The sequence below is a fragment of the Rhodococcus sp. 66b genome, from assembly GCF_002076325.1.
GTDB lineage: Bacteria > Actinomycetota > Actinomycetes > Mycobacteriales > Mycobacteriaceae > Rhodococcus_F > Rhodococcus_F erythropolis.
The window spans coordinates 1-22,566 of the sequence record NZ_MUZB01000019.1 but is presented as its reverse complement, the minus strand read 5'-3'; the positions used below and the strand labels follow the sequence as shown (position 1 = coordinate 22,566).

At 63.7% G+C, this 22,566-nt stretch carries 21 protein-coding genes; 18 read left to right on the top strand and 3 right to left on the bottom strand.

Going from position 1 to position 22,566, the window contains the following annotated elements:
* Window positions 1-2: 2 nt before the first annotated feature.
* The 15 genes from mutM to trmD all read left to right on the top strand — a co-directional run bounded on the left by mutM (window position 3) and on the right by trmD (window position 17,097).
* Entirely contained in the window at window positions 3-872 is an 870-nt protein-coding gene (gene mutM / locus B0E55_RS27435) for a bifunctional DNA-formamidopyrimidine glycosylase/DNA-(apurinic or apyrimidinic site) lyase (protein WP_019747953.1), read from the top strand.
* A gap of 41 nt (window positions 873-913) precedes the next feature.
* Window positions 914-1,366, top strand: a complete 453-nt coding sequence (locus tag B0E55_RS27430) for an OsmC family protein (protein WP_020907278.1) — start codon at window positions 914-916, stop codon at window positions 1,364-1,366.
* Entirely contained in the window at window positions 1,366-2,289 is a 924-nt protein-coding gene (locus B0E55_RS27425) for an SMP-30/gluconolactonase/LRE family protein (protein WP_080910867.1), read from the top strand. The genes B0E55_RS27430 and B0E55_RS27425 overlap by 1 nt, the downstream gene beginning before the upstream one ends.
* A 5-nt stretch (window positions 2,290-2,294) precedes the next feature.
* Window positions 2,295-2,579, top strand: a complete 285-nt coding sequence (locus B0E55_RS27420) for an acylphosphatase (protein WP_019747956.1) — start codon at window positions 2,295-2,297, stop codon at window positions 2,577-2,579.
* Between the two features lie 26 nt (window positions 2,580-2,605).
* Window positions 2,606-6,193: a chromosome segregation protein SMC gene (smc, locus tag B0E55_RS27415; RefSeq protein ID WP_020907282.1), complete on the top strand. Its 3,588-nt coding sequence runs from the start codon at window positions 2,606-2,608 to the stop codon at window positions 6,191-6,193.
* Window positions 6,194-6,235: 42 nt separating this feature from the next.
* Window positions 6,236-7,699: a signal recognition particle-docking protein FtsY gene (gene ftsY, locus B0E55_RS27410; RefSeq protein WP_029255121.1), complete on the top strand. Its 1,464-nt coding sequence runs from the start codon at window positions 6,236-6,238 to the stop codon at window positions 7,697-7,699.
* 247 nt (window positions 7,700-7,946) lie between these two features.
* Window positions 7,947-9,206, top strand: a complete 1,260-nt coding sequence (locus tag B0E55_RS27405; protein ID WP_042450902.1) for an ammonium transporter — start codon at window positions 7,947-7,949, stop codon at window positions 9,204-9,206.
* A 56-nt stretch (window positions 9,207-9,262) separates the two neighbouring features.
* Entirely contained in the window at window positions 9,263-9,601 is a 339-nt protein-coding gene (locus B0E55_RS27400) for a P-II family nitrogen regulator (RefSeq protein WP_003942772.1), read from the top strand.
* Window positions 9,591-12,098, top strand: coding sequence for a [protein-PII] uridylyltransferase (locus B0E55_RS27395; RefSeq protein WP_069146078.1), 2,508 nt, complete (start codon window positions 9,591-9,593; stop codon window positions 12,096-12,098). Before B0E55_RS27400 ends, B0E55_RS27395 begins: the two co-directional genes overlap by 11 nt.
* A 115-nt stretch (window positions 12,099-12,213) precedes the next feature.
* Complete coding sequence (ffh, locus tag B0E55_RS27390) at window positions 12,214-13,791, top strand: signal recognition particle protein (protein ID WP_003942713.1); 1,578 nt, start codon at window positions 12,214-12,216, stop codon at window positions 13,789-13,791.
* Between the two features lie 3 nt (window positions 13,792-13,794).
* Window positions 13,795-14,877, top strand: a complete 1,083-nt coding sequence (locus B0E55_RS27385) for an amidohydrolase family protein (RefSeq protein ID WP_080910866.1) — start codon at window positions 13,795-13,797, stop codon at window positions 14,875-14,877.
* 209 nt (window positions 14,878-15,086) lie between these two features.
* Window positions 15,087-15,557, top strand: coding sequence for a 30S ribosomal protein S16 (gene rpsP / locus B0E55_RS27380; RefSeq protein ID WP_003942818.1), 471 nt, complete (start codon window positions 15,087-15,089; stop codon window positions 15,555-15,557).
* A complete protein-coding gene (locus tag B0E55_RS27375) occupies window positions 15,554-15,796 on the top strand; it encodes an RNA-binding protein (RefSeq protein WP_003939023.1) in 243 nt (80 codons plus the stop codon). Before rpsP ends, B0E55_RS27375 begins: the two co-directional genes overlap by 4 nt.
* Window positions 15,797-15,810: 14 nt before the next feature.
* The gene (gene rimM, locus B0E55_RS27370) at window positions 15,811-16,383 is read left to right on the top strand and encodes a ribosome maturation factor RimM (RefSeq protein WP_020907286.1); all 573 of its coding nucleotides are present in this window, start codon (window positions 15,811-15,813) and stop codon (window positions 16,381-16,383) included.
* Window positions 16,384-16,392: 9 nt separating this feature from the next.
* A complete protein-coding gene (gene trmD, locus B0E55_RS27365) occupies window positions 16,393-17,097 on the top strand; it encodes a tRNA (guanosine(37)-N1)-methyltransferase TrmD (RefSeq protein WP_019747962.1) in 705 nt (234 codons plus the stop codon).
* On the opposite strand, the gene B0E55_RS27360 is transcribed toward trmD, so the two are convergent.
* On the bottom strand, window positions 17,094-17,669 hold the full coding sequence (locus B0E55_RS27360) for a dihydrofolate reductase family protein (RefSeq protein ID WP_046378394.1): 576 nt from the start codon (window positions 17,667-17,669) through the stop codon (window positions 17,094-17,096). The two genes, trmD and B0E55_RS27360, sit on opposite strands and share 4 nt — an antisense overlap.
* Before the next feature lie 68 nt (window positions 17,670-17,737).
* Between B0E55_RS27360 and B0E55_RS27355 the strand changes: the two genes are divergently transcribed.
* The gene (locus B0E55_RS27355; RefSeq protein WP_019747964.1) at window positions 17,738-18,316 is read left to right on the top strand and encodes a TetR/AcrR family transcriptional regulator; all 579 of its coding nucleotides are present in this window, start codon (window positions 17,738-17,740) and stop codon (window positions 18,314-18,316) included.
* A 5-nt stretch (window positions 18,317-18,321) separates the two neighbouring features.
* On the opposite strand, the gene B0E55_RS27350 is transcribed toward B0E55_RS27355, so the two are convergent.
* Both B0E55_RS27350 and B0E55_RS27345 read right to left on the bottom strand, forming a co-directional pair.
* Complete coding sequence (locus tag B0E55_RS27350) at window positions 18,322-18,768, bottom strand: GtrA family protein (RefSeq protein WP_020969332.1); 447 nt, start codon at window positions 18,766-18,768, stop codon at window positions 18,322-18,324.
* Window positions 18,765-20,963, bottom strand: coding sequence for a hypothetical protein (locus tag B0E55_RS27345; RefSeq protein ID WP_080910865.1), 2,199 nt, complete (start codon window positions 20,961-20,963; stop codon window positions 18,765-18,767). Before B0E55_RS27345 ends, B0E55_RS27350 begins: the two co-directional genes overlap by 4 nt.
* 172 nt (window positions 20,964-21,135) lie before the next feature.
* On the opposite strand from B0E55_RS27345, the gene B0E55_RS27340 reads away from it, so the two are divergent.
* Complete coding sequence (locus tag B0E55_RS27340; protein WP_019747967.1) at window positions 21,136-22,122, top strand: glycosyltransferase; 987 nt, start codon at window positions 21,136-21,138, stop codon at window positions 22,120-22,122.
* Window positions 22,112-22,566: aminotransferase class I/II-fold pyridoxal phosphate-dependent enzyme (locus B0E55_RS27335; RefSeq protein ID WP_133053452.1), on the top strand; the 455-nt coding region annotated here is incomplete at its 3' end. The genes B0E55_RS27340 and B0E55_RS27335, both read left to right, overlap by 11 nt.

Sequence of the window (22,566 nt, the reverse complement as noted above, 5' to 3'; positions counted from 1 at the left end):
TCTTGCCTGAGCTTCCCGAAGTCGAAGTCGTTCGCCGCGGCCTACAGTCTCATGCTGTAGGTGCGGCGATCGAGGCCGTCGAGGTCCTCCATCCCCGCGCGATCAGGCGCCACATTCTCGGTTCCGAGGACTTGATCGGCCAACTCACCGGGCAGACCATCGCTTCGGCAGAGCGTCGCGGCAAGTATCTGTGGCTGGTTCTCGAGCCTGCCGGTGTCGGACTGGTGGTTCATCTCGGGATGAGCGGACAGATGTTGGTCCAACCCCCGACAGTCGACTGGGAAAAGCACCTACGCATTCGGTTGGCCCTCGATTCCGGGGCTGATCTTCGATTCGTCGACCAGCGGACCTTCGGTGGCTGGTCGATTTCACCCCTCGTCGAGGTCGACGGAACGATGCTGCCCGAGTCGGTGGCGCACATCGCTCGCGATCCCATGGATGCTGCGTTCGATCTCGAATCCGTCGTGAAAGTCCTGCGGGGCAAGCACACCGAGATCAAGCGGGCGATTCTCGACCAGACAGTGGTCTCCGGAATCGGAAACATCTACGCCGACGAATCATTGTGGCGTGCAAAGATTCACGGCAACCGAATCGCCGAATCGCTCACCAGGCCCAAACTTCGAGAACTGTTGACCGCGGCGCACTCGGTGATGGGCGAGGCGCTCGATCAGGGCGGTACGTCCTTCGACGCGCTGTACGTGAACGTCAACGGGGAATCGGGCTACTTCGACCGGTCGCTGTCGGCGTACGGGCAGGAGAATCTTCCGTGCCCGCGATGCGGCGCGCCGATCAAGCGTGAGAAGTTCATGAATCGATCGTCGTTCAGTTGCCCGCGGTGTCAGCCGACCCCGAGGGCACGGCGAATCGCCTAGGTCTCCGCCCCTTCGGTTCGGCGGAGTGGCAAGATTGCGTCATGGCTGAACAGACTCCAGACAACACTGCAACCGCCCCAGCTCACACGGAGCTTTGGGTCGAACGCACAGGAACCCGCCTCTACACCGGCAAGAGTTCGCGCGGCGCAGAGGTTCTCATCGGCTCCGAATCGGTGCCAGGAGTCTTCACGCCCGGCGAACTCCTCAAAATTGCACTGGCTGCATGCACCGGGATGAGCTCAGACTTCCCGATCTCTCGCCGCCTCGGTGACAACTACGACGCGACGGTCCGAGTGTCCGGTGCCGCCGATCGTGAAAACGAGGTCTACCCGCAGCTCGACGAGGTTCTCGAACTCGACCTCAGTGAGTTGGATGCCGAAGCGCAGCAGCGCCTCATCACTCTCGTCGAGCGTTCCGTCGACAAGGTGTGCACGGTCGGGCGCACTCTCAAGGCCGGAACCAAGGTCACGCTGTCGTTCGACACGGAAGCCTGATGTCCCGCGCCGGCAGTGTTGTCGCTGCGATCGCACTGGGTTCCGTTGTGGCGGTGAGTGCTCCGGCACAGGCCTCGGTCCCGGCCGACGGCTCGGACGGTGGTTGCGGCAAATGGACGTCGAGCGTCGTGACGACTGGTGCCGGAATGCTCGAGAATCTCGAATTCGACGGCAGCGGATCGATGGTGTTGTCGCAGTCGGCTCTGATCGGGCCGGGTGCACTGCTGAAAGTGGCGCCGGACGGAACACGGACAACTTTGGTCGGTGACGTCACCGGTCCTGGCGGGCTGGTCGCGCGTGACGGTTCCGTGTACTTCACCACGGGCAACTCGACTGTCTCGGGTCTGTTCGGAATCGCCGACGGCAGCCTTCGTAAGGTCGACGTCGCAGACGGATCGGTGACTACGATTGCCGACGGTCTGGTGATGCCGAACGGGCTTGTGCCACTGGACGGTAACCGTTTCCTCACAGCTCGCACCCTGACCCGGCCGGGGCTCACGGTCATCGACAGTGACGGAACCAGTTCGATCGTTCGTGAGGATCTCGGCACCGTCGACGGCCTCGCACGCTCCGGTTCGACGATCTACGTAACGACCACTTTCGACATGGTGACCGCGGTCCACGTCCTCGACGCACACGATCTGGGCGGGCCGGTGCGAACGATCACGCTCCCCGGGTTCGGTCCGGCAAACATGGCGGACGATCTGACCGTCGGACCGGACGGCGCGTTGTACGTCGCATTCAATGCCGGCGGCAAAGTTGTTCGCGTCGATCCGGATTCGGGATCTTCGTGTGAGATCGCCTCGGGTCTGCCGTTCACATCCGCGGTGAAGTTCGGTGCCGGCCCGGGCTGGGACCCCAACTCGATCTACACCGCCGGTTTCCTCGGCGACGTCCACCGTCTCGAACGTGTGGCGGGCTGAACGTCATGACTGAGACACCGCCTGTGCGACTGACGGCGTGGGTTCACGGATATGTTCAGGGCGTCGGGTTCCGGTGGTGGACCAGGGCCCGCGCCCTCGAACTCGGGTTGATCGGATATGCGTCGAATCAGCGTGACGGTCGAGTGCTCGTCGTGGCGGAAGGCGAACGCACGCAGCTCGAGAGATTGTTGGAGTTGCTTCGCTCGGGAACAACACCGGGCACGGTGGATCTCGTGGTCGACAGCTGGGACCCCGCCAGGGGCGACCTGACAGGGTTCGTCGAACGCTGACCGGTTTGGCGGTAAAGTTTCCCCCCATGCACCTCAAGAGTCTGACACTCAAGGGATTCAAATCCTTTGCGTCGGCAACGACTCTTCGGTTCGAGCCGGGGATCACCTGTGTCGTCGGGCCGAACGGCTCGGGTAAATCCAACGTCGTCGATGCGTTGACCTGGGTGATGGGCGAGCAGGGCGCCAAGGCTCTGCGCGGCGGCAAGATGGAAGACGTCATCTTTGCCGGCACCTCCGGCCGCGCGCCGCTGGGCCGCGCCGAGGTGACCTTGACCATCGACAACGCCGACGGCGCGCTCCCGATCGAGTACTCCGAGGTGTCGATCACGCGCCGGATGTTCCGCGACGGCGCGGGGGAGTACGAGATCAACGGCTCGTCCTGCCGTCTGATGGACGTCCAGGAACTGCTCAGCGACTCCGGTATCGGCCGCGAAATGCATGTCATCGTCGGGCAGGGACGGCTCGCCGCGATCCTCGAATCCCGCCCCGAGGATCGACGCGCCTTCATCGAAGAAGCCGCGGGAGTCCTCAAACATCGCCGCCGCAAGGAAAAAGCGGTACGCAAGCTCGATTCCATGCAGGCCAATCTCGCTCGACTCAGTGACCTCACCGCGGAACTGCGTCGGCAACTCAAACCGCTGGGACGCCAGGCCGAGGTTGCTCGGCGAGCACAGACGGTCCAGGCTGACCTGCGTGATGCCAAGATGCGGCTGGCCGCTGACGACCTGGTGACCCGTCGAACCCAACTGAACGACCAGGCGCAGGACGAGAAAGCGGCCCGCGAACAGCACAACGAGGTGGCGTCCGCGCTCGACGAGGCCAACCTCGAACTCGGGCGCCAGGAGCAAGCTCTCGCTCGTCTGACTCCGGGATCGGAAGCGGCAGCGCAGAGTTGGTTCCAGCTCTCCGCGCTTGCCGAACGAGTCAACGCCACCGTGCGCATCGCCCGCGAGCGTGCACGACATCTCGACTCCGAACCCGTCGGCAACCGCGGCCAGGACCCGGACGAGATGGAAGCGCGCGCCGAACGTCTTGCGGCCGAGGAGGCCGAACTCCTCGAAGGCGTCGAAATCGCGCGAGCGGCGTCGGAAGCTGCTCGGGACCAGCTGGCAGCCACCGAAGATGCTGCAGCAGAAGCGGAACGGGCGCACATGGCGGAAGTTCGTGCCGTCGCCGACCGCCGTGAAGGTCTTGCTCGACTCTCCGGTCAGGTCGACACTTTGCGTACCCGCGTCGAATCCGTCGACGCGGAAGTTTCGCGACTGACCGAGGCCATCGACGAGGCTCGTCTGCGTGGGGATGCCGCACAAGCCGAGTTCGACACGGTGCAGGAAAGCATCGGGGACCTCGACGCCGGTGAAGTAGGCCTCGACACCAATCATGAACGCGCCGTCGAAGCTCTCGAGATGATCGACGCACGTGTCGAAGAACTTCGTGAGGAAGAAAAGACGAGCGGGCAACGCATAGCTTCGCTCCGTGCGCGCGTCGAGGCACTGTCGATGGGCTTGCAGCGCAAGGACGGTGGCGGCTGGCTGCTCGAACATCGGCGCGACGACGGCATCACCTCGCTGGTCGGATTGATTCACGTCGAGCCCGGCTACGAAGCTGCCATCGCTGCCGCGATGGGGCCGGCGGCGGACGCCGTCGTGGCGCAGTCGCTGGACTCGGCTCGCTCCGCTGTTGCAGCGCTGGCCGATCAGGACGGTGGGCGTGCGTCGCTGATCGTGAGCGGTGAACCGGTGATCAAACGCGAGGCCGAGATCGCACCGGGCAGTCGTCCTGCCGTCGACGTCATCGACTGCCCTGACGAGTTGCGTGCGGGGTTGACCGCAATACTCGATGGCGTTGTCCTGGTCGAGACTCTCGAGGACGCGATTCGAGTTGTTGCTGACCACAAGGGAATTCGTGCAGTGACGCGTTCCGGCGATCTGCACGGTTCGGGGTGGATGATCGGTGGCTCGGATCGGCAACCCAGCACGCTGGAGGTACAGGCGGCGATCGACGCGTCAGCAGCGGAACTGGCGGCAACGGAGAGCCGATCCGAGGAACTCGACGCGGCGCTGTCCGGCGCTCTGGCCGAACAGGCCGCTCGACGCGAGACCGCGGAGCAGACTTTGGCCGCGCTCAACGAGTCGGACGCTGCCATGTCCGCCATTTACGAGCAGTTGGGCAGATTGGGGCAAGCAGCACGAGTCGCCCACGCGGAATCCGAGCGGTTGACCGCCCAGAGAGTGCGTGCCGAGGAGGGCCGCGGTGAGTCGCTGACAAAGCTGGCGGACCTGGAAGAACGTCTGCGTGTGGCCGAAACCGACGGCAGTGCACCGGGACACGGTGCGGAATCGACCGCTGCCGATCGCGAAATGGCCGCAGCAGCGCTGGCCGAAGTGCGCATAGTCGAAATGGATGCTCGCCTTGCCGTGCGCACCGCCGAAGAACGTGCGGAATCCGTACGCGGAAAGGCTGATTCGCTTCGCCGCGCCGCTGCTGCCGAACGAGAGGCACGAATTCGCGCCGAGCGGGCTCTGCGCGCCAGAGCGCACGCTGCGGAGGTTGCAGCTGCCGTCGCCGAGTCGGGGCAGCGCGTGGCGGCCGAACTCGAGGCCGTCGTCGCTGCAGCTCTTGCTCATCGCGACGAGTTGGCTCGGGCCCGCTCCGAGTGCACGGCCAAGCTGGATCAGGTCCGCGAGATCGTCCGGGCACTGACCGGACAGCTCGCTTCACTCACCGACGCCGTCCATCGCGACGAGGTTGCGAAGGCTCAGGCAGCGCTGCGCATCGAACAACTCGAGGAGTCGATCCTCGATCAGTACGGTATCGGCCTCGATGATCTGATCGCCGAGTACGGACCCGACGTCGAACTGCCGCCGACCGCTCTCGAAATCGAGGAGTACGAGCAGGCCAAGGAGCGCGGCGAGCAGGTAACCGCCCCCGCTCCGCTTCCGTACGATCGTGCGACTCAGGAACGGCGCGCGAAGCGGGCGGAGAAAGACCTCGCCACCCTCGGCAAGGTCAATCCGCTGGCGCTCGAGGAATTTGCAGCTCTCGAGGAGCGGTACACCTTCCTCTCCACTCAGCTCGAAGACGTCAAGACCGCACGCAAGGACCTTCTTGCTGTGGTCGCAGACGTGGACGCGCGAATTCTGCAGGTGTTCACCGAGGCCTATGCCGACGTCGAGCGGGAGTTCGTGGGCGTGTTCGAGAAATTGTTCCCCGGGGGAGAAGGACGACTGGTTCTCACCGATCCGTCGGACATGCTGACCACAGGCATCGAAGTCGAGGCGCGTCCGCCCGGTAAGAAGGTCAAGCGGTTGTCGTTGCTGTCGGGCGGCGAGAAGTCCTTGACCGCGGTGGCCATGCTGGTCGCGATCTTCCGGGCACGCCCGTCCCCGTTCTACGTGATGGACGAGGTCGAGGCGGCGTTGGACGACACCAACCTGCGGCGGCTGATCGGACTCTTCGAACAATTGCGGGAGAAGTCGCAGTTGATCGTGATCACTCACCAGAAACCGACGATGGAAATCGCCGACGCGTTGTACGGAGTCAGCATGCGCGGCGACGGCATCACCACCGTGATTTCGCAGCGACTTCGCGGTCAAGACATGGCCTCGACGTAAGCCCTGCTCACTTTCCGGGTCGGAGCCTGAAACAATGGGCCGGTGACTACCCAGGCTTGGATCATCATCGCGGCTGTAGCGGCCGTACTACTCGTCGTTCTCGTTGCCGGATTCCTGCGCTACCGCAAGGGGCAGGTCTCGCTGAAGGCGCCCGAGACGAAGCCGGAGCTCGGCACCCCCGAGAAGGACAAGTCAGGCGGCTACAAGGCCGGTGGCGGGTTCAACTTCAGTCAAGGCTCGACGGCAACGGCGCCACCTCCGGTGGTTCCGACGCCGCCGGTCGCGGAGAAGCCGCCTGTCGTCGAAGAACCTGTCGTCGAAAAACCGATCATCGAAGAACCTGTTGCGGAGAAGCCGGCCGTCGTCGAGGAGCCGGTTGTCGAAGAACCCGCTGTTGTCGAGGAACCGGTTGTCGAAGAGCCGGTAATCGAAAAGCCGGTCGTAGAAGAACCACCAGTAGCAGAACCTGTTGTCGAAGAACCTGTCGTTCCCGAACCTGCAGTCGTACCCGAGCCCGTCGTAGTTCCCGAACCCGTCGTAGTTCCCGAACCTGTCGAGCCTGCACCGCGCGTGCTGGACGAGATCGACCCGACCGAGGGTCGGCTGGACCGACTGCGCGGGCGCCTCTCCCGCTCGCAGTCAGCAGTCGGCAAGAGCTTGCTCGGCCTACTCGGTGGCGGCGATCTCGACGAGGACTCGTGGGAAGAAGTCGAGGACACCCTTCTCATCGCAGACCTCGGCTCCGCGACCACGGAAAAGGTCGTCACGAAGCTTCGTGAGCAGATGGCGGCCCGCAGCGTCCGGACCGAGGCTGCCGCCCGCGCCCTTCTGCGTGAGGTGTTGATCGCCGAGCTGCGTCCCGAACTGGACCGCTCCATCCGCGCGTTGCCGCACGATGATCACCCGGCTGTTCTGCTCGTCGTCGGCGTCAACGGAACCGGCAAGACCACCACCACCGGCAAGCTGGCTCGCGTGCTCGTCGCCGACGGTCGTCGCGTCGTGCTCGGCGCCGCGGACACGTTCCGCGCGGCCGCTGCTGATCAGCTCCAGACGTGGGCCGAGCGTGTCGGCGCTGAAGTTGTTCGTGGCAAGGAGGGTGGCGATCCCGCTGCGATTGCCTTCGACGCGGTCTCACGGGGCATCGCGGACGGCGTCGACGTGGTCCTCATCGACACCGCCGGCCGTTTGCACACCAAGACCGGTCTGATGGACGAGCTCGGCAAGGTCAAGCGGGTCATCGAGAAGAAGGCGTCGGTCGACGACGTTCTGCTGGTTCTCGATGCGACGGTCGGCCAGAACGGACTGGCGCAGGCTCGAGTGTTCGCGGAGGTCGTGGACATCACCGGCGTCGTACTGACCAAGCTGGACGGAACTGCCAAGGGCGGAATCGTCTTCCAGGTTCAGCATGAACTGGGTGTGCCGGTGAAGTTGGTCGGTCTCGGTGAAGGTGCCGACGACCTGGCGCCCTTCGAGCCGGGTGCATTCGTCGACGCCCTCCTGGGCTGACGCCCCCGTGCGCCTTTTTGGTAGCGCGAACTACCGAAAAGGCGCACAGGGTCGGTAGAACCCCCTGGCGAAACCTGTTTGCAACAAAGTTGGGCAATTGGTTCACGTCTGCGAAACGCGACAGCGCCATGGACGAAACACCAGCCCAGCACTCTTCTCCTTAACGACGTGCTGCCCGGCACGTGCGACTAGGAGGTAGTAAGTGAGTACCGACGATTTGTTGGCGAACTCCGGTAACGCCGCATGGATGCTGATGGCTGCATCTCTGGTCTTGCTGATGACACCCGGCCTCGCTTTCTTCTACGGCGGGATGTCTCGGTCCAAGTCCGTCCTGAACATGATGATGATGTCCTTCGGGGCCATGGCCGTCATCGGCGTCATCTACGTTCTGTGGGGATGGTCGATGTCCTACGGCACCGAGAACATCGGGGGCATTTTTGCCAACCCGTTCGAGTTCTTCGGCCTCAAGAACAGCATCACCGATGCTGACGGCAACTTCATCGCCGGCGCGTGGGGCTACCCCAATGTCATCGACATCGCGTTCCAGGTGACATTCGCGATCATCACCACCGCCCTTATCAGCGGTGCCCTGGCCGAGCGGGTCAAGTTCGGCACCTGGCTGCTGTTCTCGGGTATCTGGGTCACCGTCGTCTACTTCCCCCTCGCACACATGGTGTGGGGCGGCGGACTCCTCTCGGGCTCCGAGGACGGCATCGCGGCAAAGCTCTTCGGCACCACGGTCAACGACGACGGAGTCACCGTCGCCAACGTCGCTCCGATCGACTTCGCCGGTGGCACAGTCGTTCACATCAACGCGGGTATGGCCGGTCTGGTCCTCGCCCTCATCGTCGGCAAGCGTCTCGGCTTCGGCAAGACCGCCTTCCGTCCGCACAACCTGCCCTTCGTGATGCTCGGCGCAGCACTTCTCTGGTTCGGTTGGTTCGGCTTCAACGCCGGCTCGGCATTCGCCGCCGACGGTAACGCCGGTCTCGCCTGGGTCAACACGACCACCGCGACGTGTGCCGCAGTCCTGGCCTGGCTCGCCACCGAGCGTATTCGTGACGGTCACGCCACCAGCCTCGGCGCAGCTTCCGGTGCGGTCGCCGGTCTGGTCGCCATCACCCCTGCTGCCGGTGCGCTCAACCCGGTCGGTTCCATCTTCCTCGGCGCCGTAGCCGGCATCCTGTCCGCTCTCGCAGTCGGCCTGAAGTTCCGCTTCGGCTTCGACGACTCGCTCGACGTCGTCGGTGTGCACCTTGTCTCCGGCCTGTGGGGCACGATCGGTATCGGATTCTTCGGCACCGCAACCGGCCTCTTCTACGGCGGCGACTACAAGCAACTGGTGGTTCAGATCGTGATCGCACTCGCAGCACTCGTCTTCACCGGCGTTCTGACGACGATCATCGGCTTCGCACTCAAGCCCCTGGGCTGGCGAATCTCGGCCGAGGACGAGGCACGCGGCATCGATGAGACCGAACACGCAGAGACCGCATACGACCTCGCGTGATCAGCACGTGATTAAAGTGAATTCAGGCACTTCAGAGTTTGGAAAGGGATGAGCACATGAAGCTGATCACAGCAATCGTCAAGCCGTTCACGCTCGAGGACGTCAAGACCGGACTCGAGCAGGCCGGAGTGCTGGGTATGACAGTCAGCGAAGTTCAGGGCTACGGCCGACAGAAGGGCCACACCGAGGTGTACCGAGGCGCGGAGTACTCCGTGGACTTCGTACCCAAGGTCCGGGTCGAGGTCGTCGTCGACGACGCGGCCGTGGACAAGGTGGTCGAGGTGATCGTCGAGGCCGCTCGCACCGGCAAGATCGGTGACGGCAAGGTGTGGGTCTCGCCAGTCGAGTCGGTCATCCGGGTTCGCACCGGGGAACGCGGTGGCGATGCACTCTGACCCGAAAGGGTCCGAGAACTTCGGCCCTGGTTCCGTCGCGAAAGCGACGGGGCCAGGGCCGGTCTCGTCAGGGGGATCCGACGAAGCTGCGGACCTGGCCCGCGCACGCAAGGCCCTACTCACCGGAGGCGTCAAGAACAGGAGGCTCGACGCCCCCTCACTGCGACATGCACTGGTCGATCTGCACGAATTCTGGTTGACCACCAAGGGGACCGAACTGGGCATCAAACCGGATTGTGGGTTTGCCATCGTCGCCGTGGGTGGTCTGGGCCGACGCGAACTGTTGCCGTATTCCGATCTCGATCTGATTCTGCTGCACGACGACATGGACCCGGCAGTCGTGGCCCAGGTTGCGGACAGCCTGTGGTACCCGCTGTGGGACGCGCACATCAAACTCGACCACAGCGTGCGGACGCTTCCGCAGGCGCTTCAGGTTGCGGCCACCGACATGACGGCGGCACTTGGAATGCTCGAAGCACGCCACATTGCCGGCGACGTGGAGCTGAGCAACCTGTTGATCAGTGGTGTCCGTCGACAGTGGCGCATGGACATCCGCAGCCGATTCGACGAATTGATCACCCAGACCCGTACGAGGTGGGAGCGCAGCGGCGAGATCGCCCATCGCGCCGAACCGGATCTCAAGAGCGGCCGTGGCGGGCTGCGTGACGTCCAACTGCTCAACGCCCTGTCCATCGCGCAATTGACCGACGGGATGCCAGGGCTGGGACCCAACTCGCCCGGCGGCGGTCTGGCACTCGCGCACAGGCGGTTGCTCGACGTGCGCACCGAACTTCACCGCGTTGCCGGTCGCGCCCGCGATCAACTGCGAGCGCAGGACGCCGACGAAATCGGTGCGGCGCTGCGGATCGGTGATCGATTCGATCTGGCCCGCCTTCTCAGTGAATCGGCGCGCACCATCAGCTATTCGGTGGACGTCGGTATCCGTACCGCCGGAAACTCCTTGCCCCGGCGTGGTTTGTCGCGGCTGCGTCGCGCGCCGGTGCGGCGACCACTGGACGAGGGTGTCGTCGAGCATGCCGGCGAAGTTGTCCTGGCGCGCGATGCGAGGCCGAAGAAGGATCCCGGTCTGGTGATGCGGGTCGCGGCAGCGGCGGCCACCAACGGCATGCCGATCTCCGCGTCGACGCTCAATCGACTGGCCGACAATGCCCCGGAACTGCGTGAGCCGTGGCCGAAAAATGCGGTCAACGATCTCTTGGTCGTGCTCGGTTCGGGATCGCGTGCCGTTCCGGTGATCGAGGCGATGGACCGGACCGGGCTCTGGGGTCGACTCCTGCCGGAGTGGGGGACCATTCGCGATCTTCCGCCGCGCGACGCCGTCCATACGTGGACGGTGGATCGCCACCTGGTCGAAACCGCCGCGTATGCAAGCGGATTCACCACTCGCGTCGCTCGGCCGGATCTGCTCATGCTCGGTGCGTTGATCCACGACATCGGGAAGGGGCGAGGGGGAGACCACAGCGTCGTCGGTGCCGAATTGGCCACCGCGATCGGAAATCGCTTGGGGCTCTGGCCTTCCGACGTCGCGACGTTGACGGCGATGGTGCGCTATCACTTGCTGCTGCCGGAAACGGCGACCCGTCGCGACCTCGACGATCCGGCAACGGTTCAGCGAGTGGTCGACGCACTCGAAGGGGACGGGACGCTTCTCGATCTCCTGCATTCGTTGGCGGAGGCGGATTCGCTGGCCACCGGGCCTGGCGTCTGGGGCGACTGGAAGTCGTCTCTGATCGGTGAGCTCGTGCGTCGTTGCCGTTTGTTGATGGCGGGGGAGGAACTCCCACAACCCGATCCACTCGCTCCCGAGCAGTTGGCCATTGCCGAGGATGGCGGGGTTCACGTCTCGCTCGTACCGGCCGAGAATCCGCACACCTACGTCGTGACCGTCATCGCGCCCGACGCGCCCGGGCTGCTGTCTCGGGCCGCCGGCGTTCTGGCGCTGCAGTCGTTGCGGGTGCATTCCGCTTCGCTGGGGTCGCATGCGGGTTCGGCGGTCAATTCGTTTGTCGTCACACCGAGGTTCGGCACACCGCCGCAGGCGGTGCTGCTCAGGCAGGAATTGATCCGCGCTTCGGCCGGTGAACTGAATCTGCTCGAACTTCTCGACGCCAAGGACGAGGAGGCACGGGCAGAGCAGTGGGACGACCCGATCCAGACAAACAAGGATTCGGCGGTTCCGGTGCTCTATTCGCAGGCACCGCCGCGGGTCATCTGGTTCGACGCGCCCGGTGACGGTCACGCGATCCTCGAATTGCGTACCGAAGACCGCGTCGGCCTGCTTTGCCGACTGGCCGCAGCACTCGAACACAGTGGTGCCGACATCCGGTGGGCGAAGGTCGCCACGTTGGGTTCCTCGGTGGTCGACGCGTTCTGCCTCGACTTCGGTGAGGCCGATACCCGCGCGGCGCGAGAGCGCGTCGAGGAGGCGGTGCTGGCGGTGGTTCCGGTGCCACAACCGAAGAAGAAAGAGGATTGACTGACCGGTTTCGGCAGTTACGCCCGCATCGGCTGGGATCGGTGCGGGCGTAGCGGCTAGGCTGGTGCCCGAGAATATCCACGGCTAACTCGCACGACCTTCAGGAGCGCACTCGGTGTTCGAATCCCTTTCCGACAGATTGACCGGATCTCTCAAGGATCTGCGTGGCAAGGGTCGTCTGTCCGGCGCCGACATCGACGCTACGGCCCGCGAGATCCGCCTTGCCCTGCTCGAGGCCGACGTCGCGCTTCCCGTAGTGCGCAGCTTCATCGCCAAGATCAAGGAACGCGCCAAGGGCGCCGAGGTCTCGGGTGCACTGAACCCGGCTCAGCAGGTCGTCAAGATCGTCAACGAAGAGCTGGTCGAGGTTCTCGGCGGCGAAACTCGTCGACTCCAGTTCGCCAAGACTCCGCCGACGGTCATCATGTTGGCCGGTCTGCAGGGTTCCGGTAAGACCACGCTGGCCGGAAAGTTGGCCAAGTGGCTCAAGGACCAGGGGCACACGCCCCTCCTCGTTGCCTGCGACCTTCAGCGTCCCGGCGCCGTCACTCAGCTTCAGATCGTCGGTGAGCGTGCGGGCGCGGCAGTCTTCGCGCCGCACCCCGGTACCTCCATCGGCGGTGGCGAGAACGCCCTCGGCGTTTCCGCAGCCGACCCCGTCGAGGTCGCCCGCGCCGGCGTCGAGGAAGCCCGCAACAAGCACTACGACGTCGTGATCGTCGACACCGCCGGTCGCCTCGGTATCGACTCGGAGCTGATGGCTCAGGCCGCCGGTATCCGTGACGCCGTCAACCCGGACGAGACCATCTTCGTCCTCGACGCCATGATCGGTCAGGACGCGGTCAGTACCGCCGACGCGTTCCGTGAGGGAGTCGGCATCACCGGTGTCGTCCTCACCAAGCTCGACGGCGACGCCCGCGGTGGTGCCGCACTGAGCGTCCGCGAGGTCACCGGCCAGCCGATCCTCTTCGCGTCCACCGGCGAGAAGCTCGAAGACTTCGACGTCTTCCACCCCGATCGCATGGCCAGCCGGATCCTCGGTATGGGCGATGTCCTGAGCCTCATCGAGCAGGCCGAGCAGGTTTTCGACGCCGATCAGGCCGAAGCGACCGCAGCGAAGATCGGTTCCGGTCAGCTCACCCTCGAAGACTTCCTCGATCAGATGATGGCCGTCCGCAAGATGGGCCCGATCGGCAACCTCCTCGGCATGCTGCCGGGTGCCGGCGGCATGAAGGACGCGCTGGCCAACGTCGACGAGAAGCAACTCGATCGCATTCAGGCCATCATCCGCGGTATGACGCCGGCCGAGCGCGACGATCCGAAGATCATCAACGCCTCACGCCGACTGCGCATCGCGAACGGTTCGGGCGTCAAGGTTTCCGACGTCAACCAGTTGGTGGATCGCTTCTTCGAAGCCCGCAAGATGATGGCTGCCATGGCCGGCCGTATGGGCATGCCCGGCGCGCGTAAGCAGGTTCGCAGCAAGAAGGGCAAGAAGGGCAAGAAGGGCGGCAAGGGCCCGACGCAGCCCAAGATGCGCGGAGGATTCCCCGGCATGGGCGGATTCCCGGGTATGCCCGGCGGAATGCCGGCCGGTATGCCCGACCTGTCGAACATGCCCAAGGGTCTCGATCAGTTGCCGCCCGGACTGGAAGGCATCGATCTTTCCCAGCTCAAGCTGCCCAAGAAGTAGTCGGTGGCTGCGCTTCATCTGCGGGGTATCGGTCTGCCCGATGCCGAGCCGATCGAATTGTGGATCGTCGACGGGCTGATTTCCTTCGAGGCGGTGTCCGGTGCGGAGACGATCGTCGAATCGGGTTGGATCACACCGGGTCTCGTGGATGCGCATTGTCACGTCGGTATCCGCTACGGCGGTGGCGGGGGCGAAACCGTCGACGGCTTGCTGGAGCAGGCGAAGACCGAACGTGACGCGGGCGTGCTGTTGCTCCGCGACGCCGGATCACCGGTCGACACCAGATTCATCGACGAGCGCCTCGATTTGCCGCGAATCATTCGCGCAGGTCAGCACATCGCGGCACCCAAGCGGTACATCCCGGGCTTGCCGGTCGACCTGGACGACGAATCTCAGTTGCCGGCCGAAGTAGTGCGTCAGGCACGCGCTGGTGACGGCTGGGTCAAGCTCGTCGGCGACTGGATCGATCGTTCCGTCGGCGATTTGGCTCCCTTGTGGAGCGACGAGATCCTGGTCGAGGCCATCGCTGCCGCCCACGCCGAAGGCGCAAAGGTCACCGCTCACGTTTTTGCCGAAGACGCTTTGCCCGGCCTGATCAACGCCGGTATCGACTGCATCGAGCACGGCACCGGATTGACGGACGCGACCATCGAGTCGATGGTCGCGCACGGCACGGCCCTGGTTCCGACGCTGATCAACATCGCTACTTTCCCCGAGATCGCGGACTCCGCCACGCGATATCCGATCTACGCGGCGCATATGCGCGATTTGCACGCTCGTCGGCACCAGACAATCGGTGCCGCTCACGAGGCCGGGATTCCGATCTATGCCGGAACGGATGCCGGCGGTTCGATCAGGCACGGGCGGATCGCCGACGAGATCGCCGAACTCGAAGTTGCCGGATTGACAGCTCACCAGGCGTTGGGCGCAGCCAGCTGGGATGCGCGGAGTTGGTTGGGTGCCCAGGGCATCGAAGAGGGAGCGCCCGCCGACCTGGTGGTTTATTCCGAAGATCCGCGCGGAAACCCCGATGTGCTCGCGAAGCCGATGCGTGTGATCCTCCGCGGCACTCCCGTGAGTGGTTAGGGAGTCCCTGCACTCTCGAAGCGCGCACAGGGTGGTTTCCGAACGAGCCCACCCATCTGGCACAATGGACCATTGTTCGTCGCAACCGGTTACGTACCGCTGCGACGGTCACAGGATAGAGGCAAAACCGGGCTCACAAATCGTGTGGGTCGCTGAATTGCACGTGACATGCGCAGCACTGTTGTGCGCGCTGAAGGAGAACTGCAGCTGTGGCTGTCAAAATCAAGCTCACCCGCCTCGGCAAGATCCGCAACGCTCAGTATCGCGTTGTCATCGCCGACTCGCGCACCCGTCGTGACGGCCGTGCGATCGAGACCATCGGCAAGTACCACCCCAAGGAAGAGCCCTCGCTGATCGACATCGATTCCGAGCGCGCTCAGTACTGGCTGTCCGTGGGCGCACAGCCCACCGAGCCCGTCGAGGCACTCCTCAAGATCACCGGTGACTGGCAGAAGTTCAAGGGCCTGCCGGGCACCGAAGGCACCCTGCGCGTCAAGGAAGCCAAGCCCACCAAGCTCGAGCTCTTCCAGGCTGCGCTCGCGCAGGCCGAGAACGAGCCGGTTGCAGAAGCAATCACCCCCAAGAAGAAGAAGGCTGCAAAGGCTGACGAGGCCAAGGCAGAAGACACCGCGGCTGACGCCGAGGCTCCCGCTGCAGACGCCGAGGCTGCTGACAAGTGAGTGCCGTCGTCGCTGATGCGGTAGAGCATCTCGTGCGTGGCATCGTCGCCAATCCCGACGATGTGCGTGTCGAGCTGATCACCGGACGTCGGGGACGGACCGTCGAGGTGCATGTGCACCCCGACGATCTCGGCAAGGTCATCGGTCGGGGTGGTCGCACGGCGACCGCTCTGCGGACCTTGGTCTCCGGCATCGGTGGCCGCGGTATCCGTGTTGATGTCGTCGACACCGATCAGTAGACGGCAGTAAACAGGTGGAACTCGTAGTCGGTCGTGTCGCGAAGTCGCATGGCATCAAAGGTGAATTGGTAGTCGAGGTTCGTACAGACGAGCCCGAAGATCGTTTTGCCGTAGGTTCTGTGCTGCGTGGGCGCAAGCCGCGCGAGTCCACACTGAAGTCGTACACAGTGGAAGCCGCCCGGGATCATTCCGGGCGGCTTCTGCTGCGCCTCGAAGGCGTCAGTGACCGTGGCGACGCAGATGCGTTGCGCGGCACACTGTTTGTCATCGACAGTTCCGAACTCGAGCCTTCGGATGATCCGGACGAGTTCTACGACCACGAACTCGAAGGACTGAAGGTCGTCCTCACGGACGGTACCGAGGTCGGTTCGGTCATCGAGGTATTGCATTCCGCCGCAGGCGAATTGCTTTCGATTCGTCGTACCGGCGAGACGTCCGGTGAATTGCTGATCCCGTTTGTCGCCGCCATCGTCACCTCGGTGTCGATTGCCGACGGCGTCGTGATGATCGAGCCTCCCGAGGGACTGCTCGACCCGGATTTCGGCGACAAGTCGAACAGCGATAATTCGAACTCAGACAACGACTGATCGTTTGTCATGCGTCTCGACGTCGTCACCATCTTTCCCGAGTATCTCGAACCGCTTCGTGCTGCCTTGCTGGGCAAGGCAATCGAACGTGGCTTGATCTCGGTCGACGTCCACGATCTTCGGTCGTGGACCCATGACGTACACAAAGCCGTCGACGATTCCCCGTACGGCGGCGGACCCGGCATGGTCATGAAACCCACCGTCTGGGGTCCGGCACTGGACGACGTGATCGGTCGCTCCGATTCTTCCGGCCCGGATGATGCCGAGACGATCCTGGTGGTGCCGACTCCCGCCGGCGTCCCGTTCACTCAGGCGACCGCACATCGCTGGGCCACCGCAAAGCACCTTGTCTTCGCCTGCGGCCGATACGAAGGTATCGACCAACGCGTCTTCGATGACGCCGCCAAGCGGGTTCGCGTCGAAGAAGTCAGTATCGGCGATTACGTTCTGATCGGCGGTGAAGCAGCCGTGCTGGTGATGGTCGAGGCTGTTGTGCGACTGATGCCCGGTGTTCTCGGCAATCAGCTGTCACACCAAGAGGATTCGTTCTCCGACGGGCTCCTCGAAGGGCCCAGTTACACTCGCCCCGCCGTGTGGCGTGATCTCGAGGTTCCGCCTGTTCTGCTCTCCGGAGATCACGCGAAGATCAAAGCGTGGCGCCATGAGCAGTCGCTGCAGCGCACGGCCGAGCGTCGACCGGATCTACTTCCTTAGGTATTTCTCTTCAACCAGGTGATGCTTGCGCCGTCGTCGAGCGATTCGGTTGCAGTCGGTGTGAACAGTGTCGGCTCGAAGTTACCTCTGATCAGCGGTATGCCCGCGCCGGCGACAACCGGATACCTTTTGACGATCAACTCGTCGATCTCCGGTAGTAGTTCGCCGGCGAGAGTTCCGCCGCCGCACAGCCAGATATCTTGTCCTTCTTCCTCTTTGAGGGATCTGACGACCGCACGTGGATCGGTGCGAACGATGGTGACCGCGGGATCCTCGGCGTCAGGGAGGGTGCTGGAGACGACGAACTGGCGCAGGTGCGCAAAAGGGCTGGTCACGCCGAGGCTCAGCCCGGGCTCGTAAGAGCCGCGGCCCATGACGACCGTGTCGAAGGTTCTGTTGGGTGCGTCCTCGATTCCGAGAGCGGGCCGCACATGCGTTGGCACGGTCTCGGGATATCGATCGCATATCCAGGCCGTGATCTGTTCGGAAACCGGGAAGAAATCGAATTCGCCGTCTGGTCCCGCGATGTAGCCGTCGAGGGAAGCTCCCACGTAGTACACAAGCTTTCGCATGAAACGCTCCGTTCGTAGTACTATGTTCGTAGTGGTTTAACCTAGGGTCGTGTCAGGAGTGATGTCAAGTGCGAAAGAACCCGGAACGACGGCTTGCCCTGATCGACGCGGCAATCGAGGTGTTGGCCCGAGAGGGTGCTCGAGGCTTGACTTTTCGAGCCGTCGACACCCAGGCAGCCGTGCCGAACGGGACAGCGTCGAACTACTTCTCCAATCGCGACGACCTACTCACGCAGGCCGGTGGCCGGATCTACGAGCGACTGATTCCGGACGACCTCGAGGGATTGATCGATCCCGTCAACGGCACCGATCGTGAGCGACTGGTGACGCTCATGCTCGACGTGGTCGAGCGGGTCACCTCGTTTGGAGCGGGTTTCCTCGCACTCATGGAGTTGCGGCTGGAGGCGGTGCGTCGTCCGGACCTGCGAGCGGTCCTGACCGTCCGCATCCGAGAAGACTTCGATCTGAACGTAGCCAATCATCTGGCGTCGGGCGTGCCGGGTGATGCGATGACCGTTCGCCTGCTCTATTTGTCGCTGAACTGGCTCGTACTGGATCGACTGACATTGCCGAACCTGTTCGGGGAGGAAGATATTCGTACGATCGTCGAGGCCGCGGTGGATCGAGCGCTACCCCGCGAATCGTAGAAGGGTCAGTGCCGCTCGGCAGGTTTGCGGCGGAACGAGAAGTATCGATGACCGAAGAAACTCACCCCGGCAACGATCAACATGACAACCGCCTGGGCGGGAAGCGGCGGGGCATGCAGAATCGACACCGCGATCGTTCCGAGTATCAGATTCAGCACGAGGCCACCGGAATTGACGACGATGAACGCGCCCAGGTCGCGTGCCACATGTCCGCGGACGCGGAAAACCAACGTCCGATGCAGAACGAAAGCGATGAGCACGCTGATGGAGTACGCACCGATCACAGCCACTTGATACAGATCCTTGTTGTCGAGGATCAGTGACCAGATCACGAAGAGCCCGTATCCGATCGCCGTATTGGCCACTCCGACAATGGCAAACGCGATGGGTTGATGCTTGACCACCCGCAGCAGTGGGCCGGGGTTCTCGGGTGATGCGATGTCTTCGGTCATGAAGACTCGGTTTTCACGGTGTTGATCCGGTCCTTGCGTCGTGTCCGCAGATACATCCACTCGAGCACGCCGAGGCCGAAGATTCCGGCGACCATCGAAGCGCCGCCGACCTTCCATCCCGGGGGTCGCCACGTGAGGACAAGTTCAGCGTCCTTCGTCCCGGCTGGGATGTCCACGGTGACAAAGGACTTCGCGACGACGTCGATCGGGACAGGCTGACCGTCGAGGCTAGCTCGATACCCGGGCCAGCCGAGCCGTGCGAACACAACCTTGCCGCCGGTCTCCGAACTGACACGAAGGGTGCTCGACATGTTCGACTCGGCGGTCGAAACAGCTTCGACGCCACGGGTATCGGCGATGCGGCCGTTTCGTGTCGAGACGGGCCCGTCGACGCGTTCGAGCACGGAGATGTAGTTCTCGTGACCGGGGTAGTCCACCCATGTCCACCCGTCGGGGGCCGGGCTCTTACGTGCGTCGGGGTAGAGGGCGTTCTGCAGTACGACGCGGTCCACCTTCATCAGGTCGACGATGGTGCGGCCGGTGGTGGGTTCGACGGTGAATGCCCGTCGGAAGGCGTCGGGGCAGACGCTCATGTCCCAGCGCATGCAGAGCAGATCACCGAAGTAGAAGTGCCCGTTGGGGGTGTAGCCGCTGGTGTAGGTCAGTTCGAGGTCTTTGGGGTAGTTGCCGAAAGCCAGGGAACCGTACGCTCCGTCGAGGGTTTTGTCCCCGGGTGCGATGAGTGCACGGTCGCCCAGTTGCAGTGTCGTGCCTTCGAAGTCGGGGAAGGCCTCTTTCATCTCCGAGCGGGATTCGGGCAGATCCCAGCTCATCGGGGTTGGTTGCGCGGCCCGAACCTGGGCGTAGGCGATGGGGGAGACCGCGGCGATTGCCAACAGGCATGCGAGCGCGGTGCCCTTGGTGCGGCCCAGCCACACCATCGCAGCGCCGAGTGCGGCAACGACCAGGGCTGAGATCACATGCCATTTCGCGAGCCCGGGAGCTGCCGAGGCGGACCTGATCAAAAGCAGGCCCACGAGGATTCCCGCTGCAACGCAGCGTCCGCGCAACTTGTCGGTCGTGGCGTAACGCCCGAGCAGGATGCACACCAGAAGCAGGAGTCCGATGGCCACCATCGGAAGCACGCGCGCGGGCCACCGCAGTGGGCCGATCGTGCTCGGCCCGGCAGTCCACATGAGGACGGCGACCGTGAAGATCCCGACGGCGGTCAATTCGCGTGCCGCGGCGCGTGCCTTGCCCCAGTCGATGAACGCCAGAGCCGGAATGAGGAACCACGCGACGTAGACCATCGGCATGGTCTGGATGTATCCCCACCACGAGGAGAACGCGGGCATCGTGCTCGGCAGGCTCGCGTTCAGCGATTCCGACCAGGGAACGGCAAGGAAAGCGTCGTTCTTGACTTCGGATGCACCGCGCCAGGTGACGTCGGCGGTGAGCAGGCTCGGCAGATACGTCGCGAGACCGGCGAGGGCGGCACAGGCAGACACCGCCAGAAGCCGCAGCGACGGCAGCCAACGCCGCTGATAGACAACTTCGCCGATCGCGACTGCGACGATCATCAAGCCGGATTCGACTGCGGGGAAAACATATTGGACCGACATCGCGAGATACAAGAACACGAAGGTCGGGATCGGACCGCTCTTGCCTCTGGCGTAGCGGATTGCCGAGGCCCACGCCTGCACCATCCAGGCAGTGCCGGTGAAGGCTGTCATCCAACTGGCCGAGTCGAAGAAGAGGAGGAAACCGGTGAACGGAATCGAGACTCCGGCGACCGCAGCCCACGTGGGCTTCGAGCCGTACTCCAGGCAGATCCGATAGACGCCCAGCGCAAGGATGATCGCGAAGATCAATTTCACGATCGTCGCGTACAGCGCCAGGTTGTCGAAGGACGGTGCGATCAGGTCGATCAGAAGTTGTGGCGGATTGAGAAGGCCCGCTTCCTCGATCGCGTAGTTGCCCGCCATCCAGTTCTCGGGGACGAGTACCGGTAGGTGTCCTTCTCGCAGGCTACGGCCGAGCATGACCCACAGCGGCGCGTACTGGGACTCGGTGTCGTCGGTGTAGAAGTGACGAGCGTTCGCGAGCACCACGGCCAGGTAGCCGGCGATGACACCGACCGCCGTGACGGCGCCCCACTTGTACACGTCTGCCCGGGCGAGAGTGCGAGTTTCCACCACGAGTTCCAGACCTTAACAGGGCAGGTGGGGCGCGCGGAGACGCGAGCGCATCACGCGCCGTCGGCATCCGAAGTCCGGACATCTCTGCGTGTTAAAGTTCGCGACGGTGTGGGCCCGATCGTGCCTGTCTCTCGGCGCCAGTCGAGCCCCCTGAAGGGAGTGGAAGCGAGTGCACTCGATTTCCGTCGTAGTGCCCGTTTATCAGGGCGAAAAGACGATCACGGCGCTCGTCGAGGAGTTGGACGGCCTGTGCGCACCGAGTTCGACGCCCGGTGGAGCGCAGTTCACCGTCGACGAGATCGTGCTGGTTCACGACAACGGTCCGGACCGTTCCGACGTCGTGTTACTCGAATTGGAGCGCCGTTTCGATCAGGTGCGTGTCGTGTGGCTCAGTCGCAACTACGGCCAGGACGCGGCGACTATCGCCGGTATGGCCGTTGCACGTGGCCAGTGGATCGTGACGATGGACGAAGACGGCCAGCACGACCCGGTGCACATCGGGGCTTTCCTCGACACCGCGCTGACGGAGCGATCCGATCTCGTGTATTCCAAACCCACGAACACCCGCCCGCATGGATTCTTGCGGAACCTGACCTCGCGCGGTGCAAAGATCGTCTTGGCGACGGTATTCGCGTTCCCTGATTCGACGAGATTCGAAAGTTACCGCCTGATCCGAGGTGACATCGGCCGACAGTTGGCCGGCGTCGCCGCCAACGGCGTGTATCTGGACGTCGCGCTGACGTGGGTCGTCGGCAATACCGCCACGGCGCCGGTGACACTTCGAGCGGAAGGCCGCGAGGAATCGGGGTACAACTATCGCCGTTTGTTCTCGTTGTTCTGGAAGATGGTGTTGTGTAGCGGAACCCGCGGTCTGCGGCTGGTGAGTCTGCTCGGGGTCACCCTGGCGTCGGCCGGTGTGATCATGGCTGCGGTGATCTTCGTCCAAGCCATGACCGGTGACAACAACGACCCGGAAGGATGGGCGTCGATCATCATGGCGCTGCTGGTCTGTTCGGGTGCGATCCTGTTCTCGCTCGGTCTCATCGCCGAATACCTTGGCGTGGCACTGCACGTCCTTGTCGGAAAGCCGCTGTATCTGACAGTCGATTCACCGCGCCCCGGAACCTCGATCGATCGGCGTAGTCGTGAGCACTGATCGCATCATCTTCTCCCGCCCCTATCGGGCATCGAACGAATTGTCGAATCTGGCAACGGTTCTGGAGTCCGATCACATTCACGGTGACGGACGTTTCACCAAGTCCGCGACTGCAGCGCTCAAGGCGATCACCGGATCCACGCATGCTCTGCTGACCACCTCGTGCACGCACGCACTCGAATTGGGTGCGCTGCTACTCGAATTGGGCCCAGGTGACGAGGTAATAGTTCCGAGCTTCGCGTTCAGTTCGGCGGCAACCGCCGTCGCGTTGCGCGGTGCCACTGTTGTTTTCGTCGACATCGATCCGAGTACCGGCAATATCGATCCCGACTGCGTCGCAGCGGCGATCACGGAACGCACGAAAGCTGTACTGGTCATGCATTACGGCGGAGTCGCCGCCGACATGGAACCTCTCCTCGACCTCGCGGAACTCCACGGCGTCGC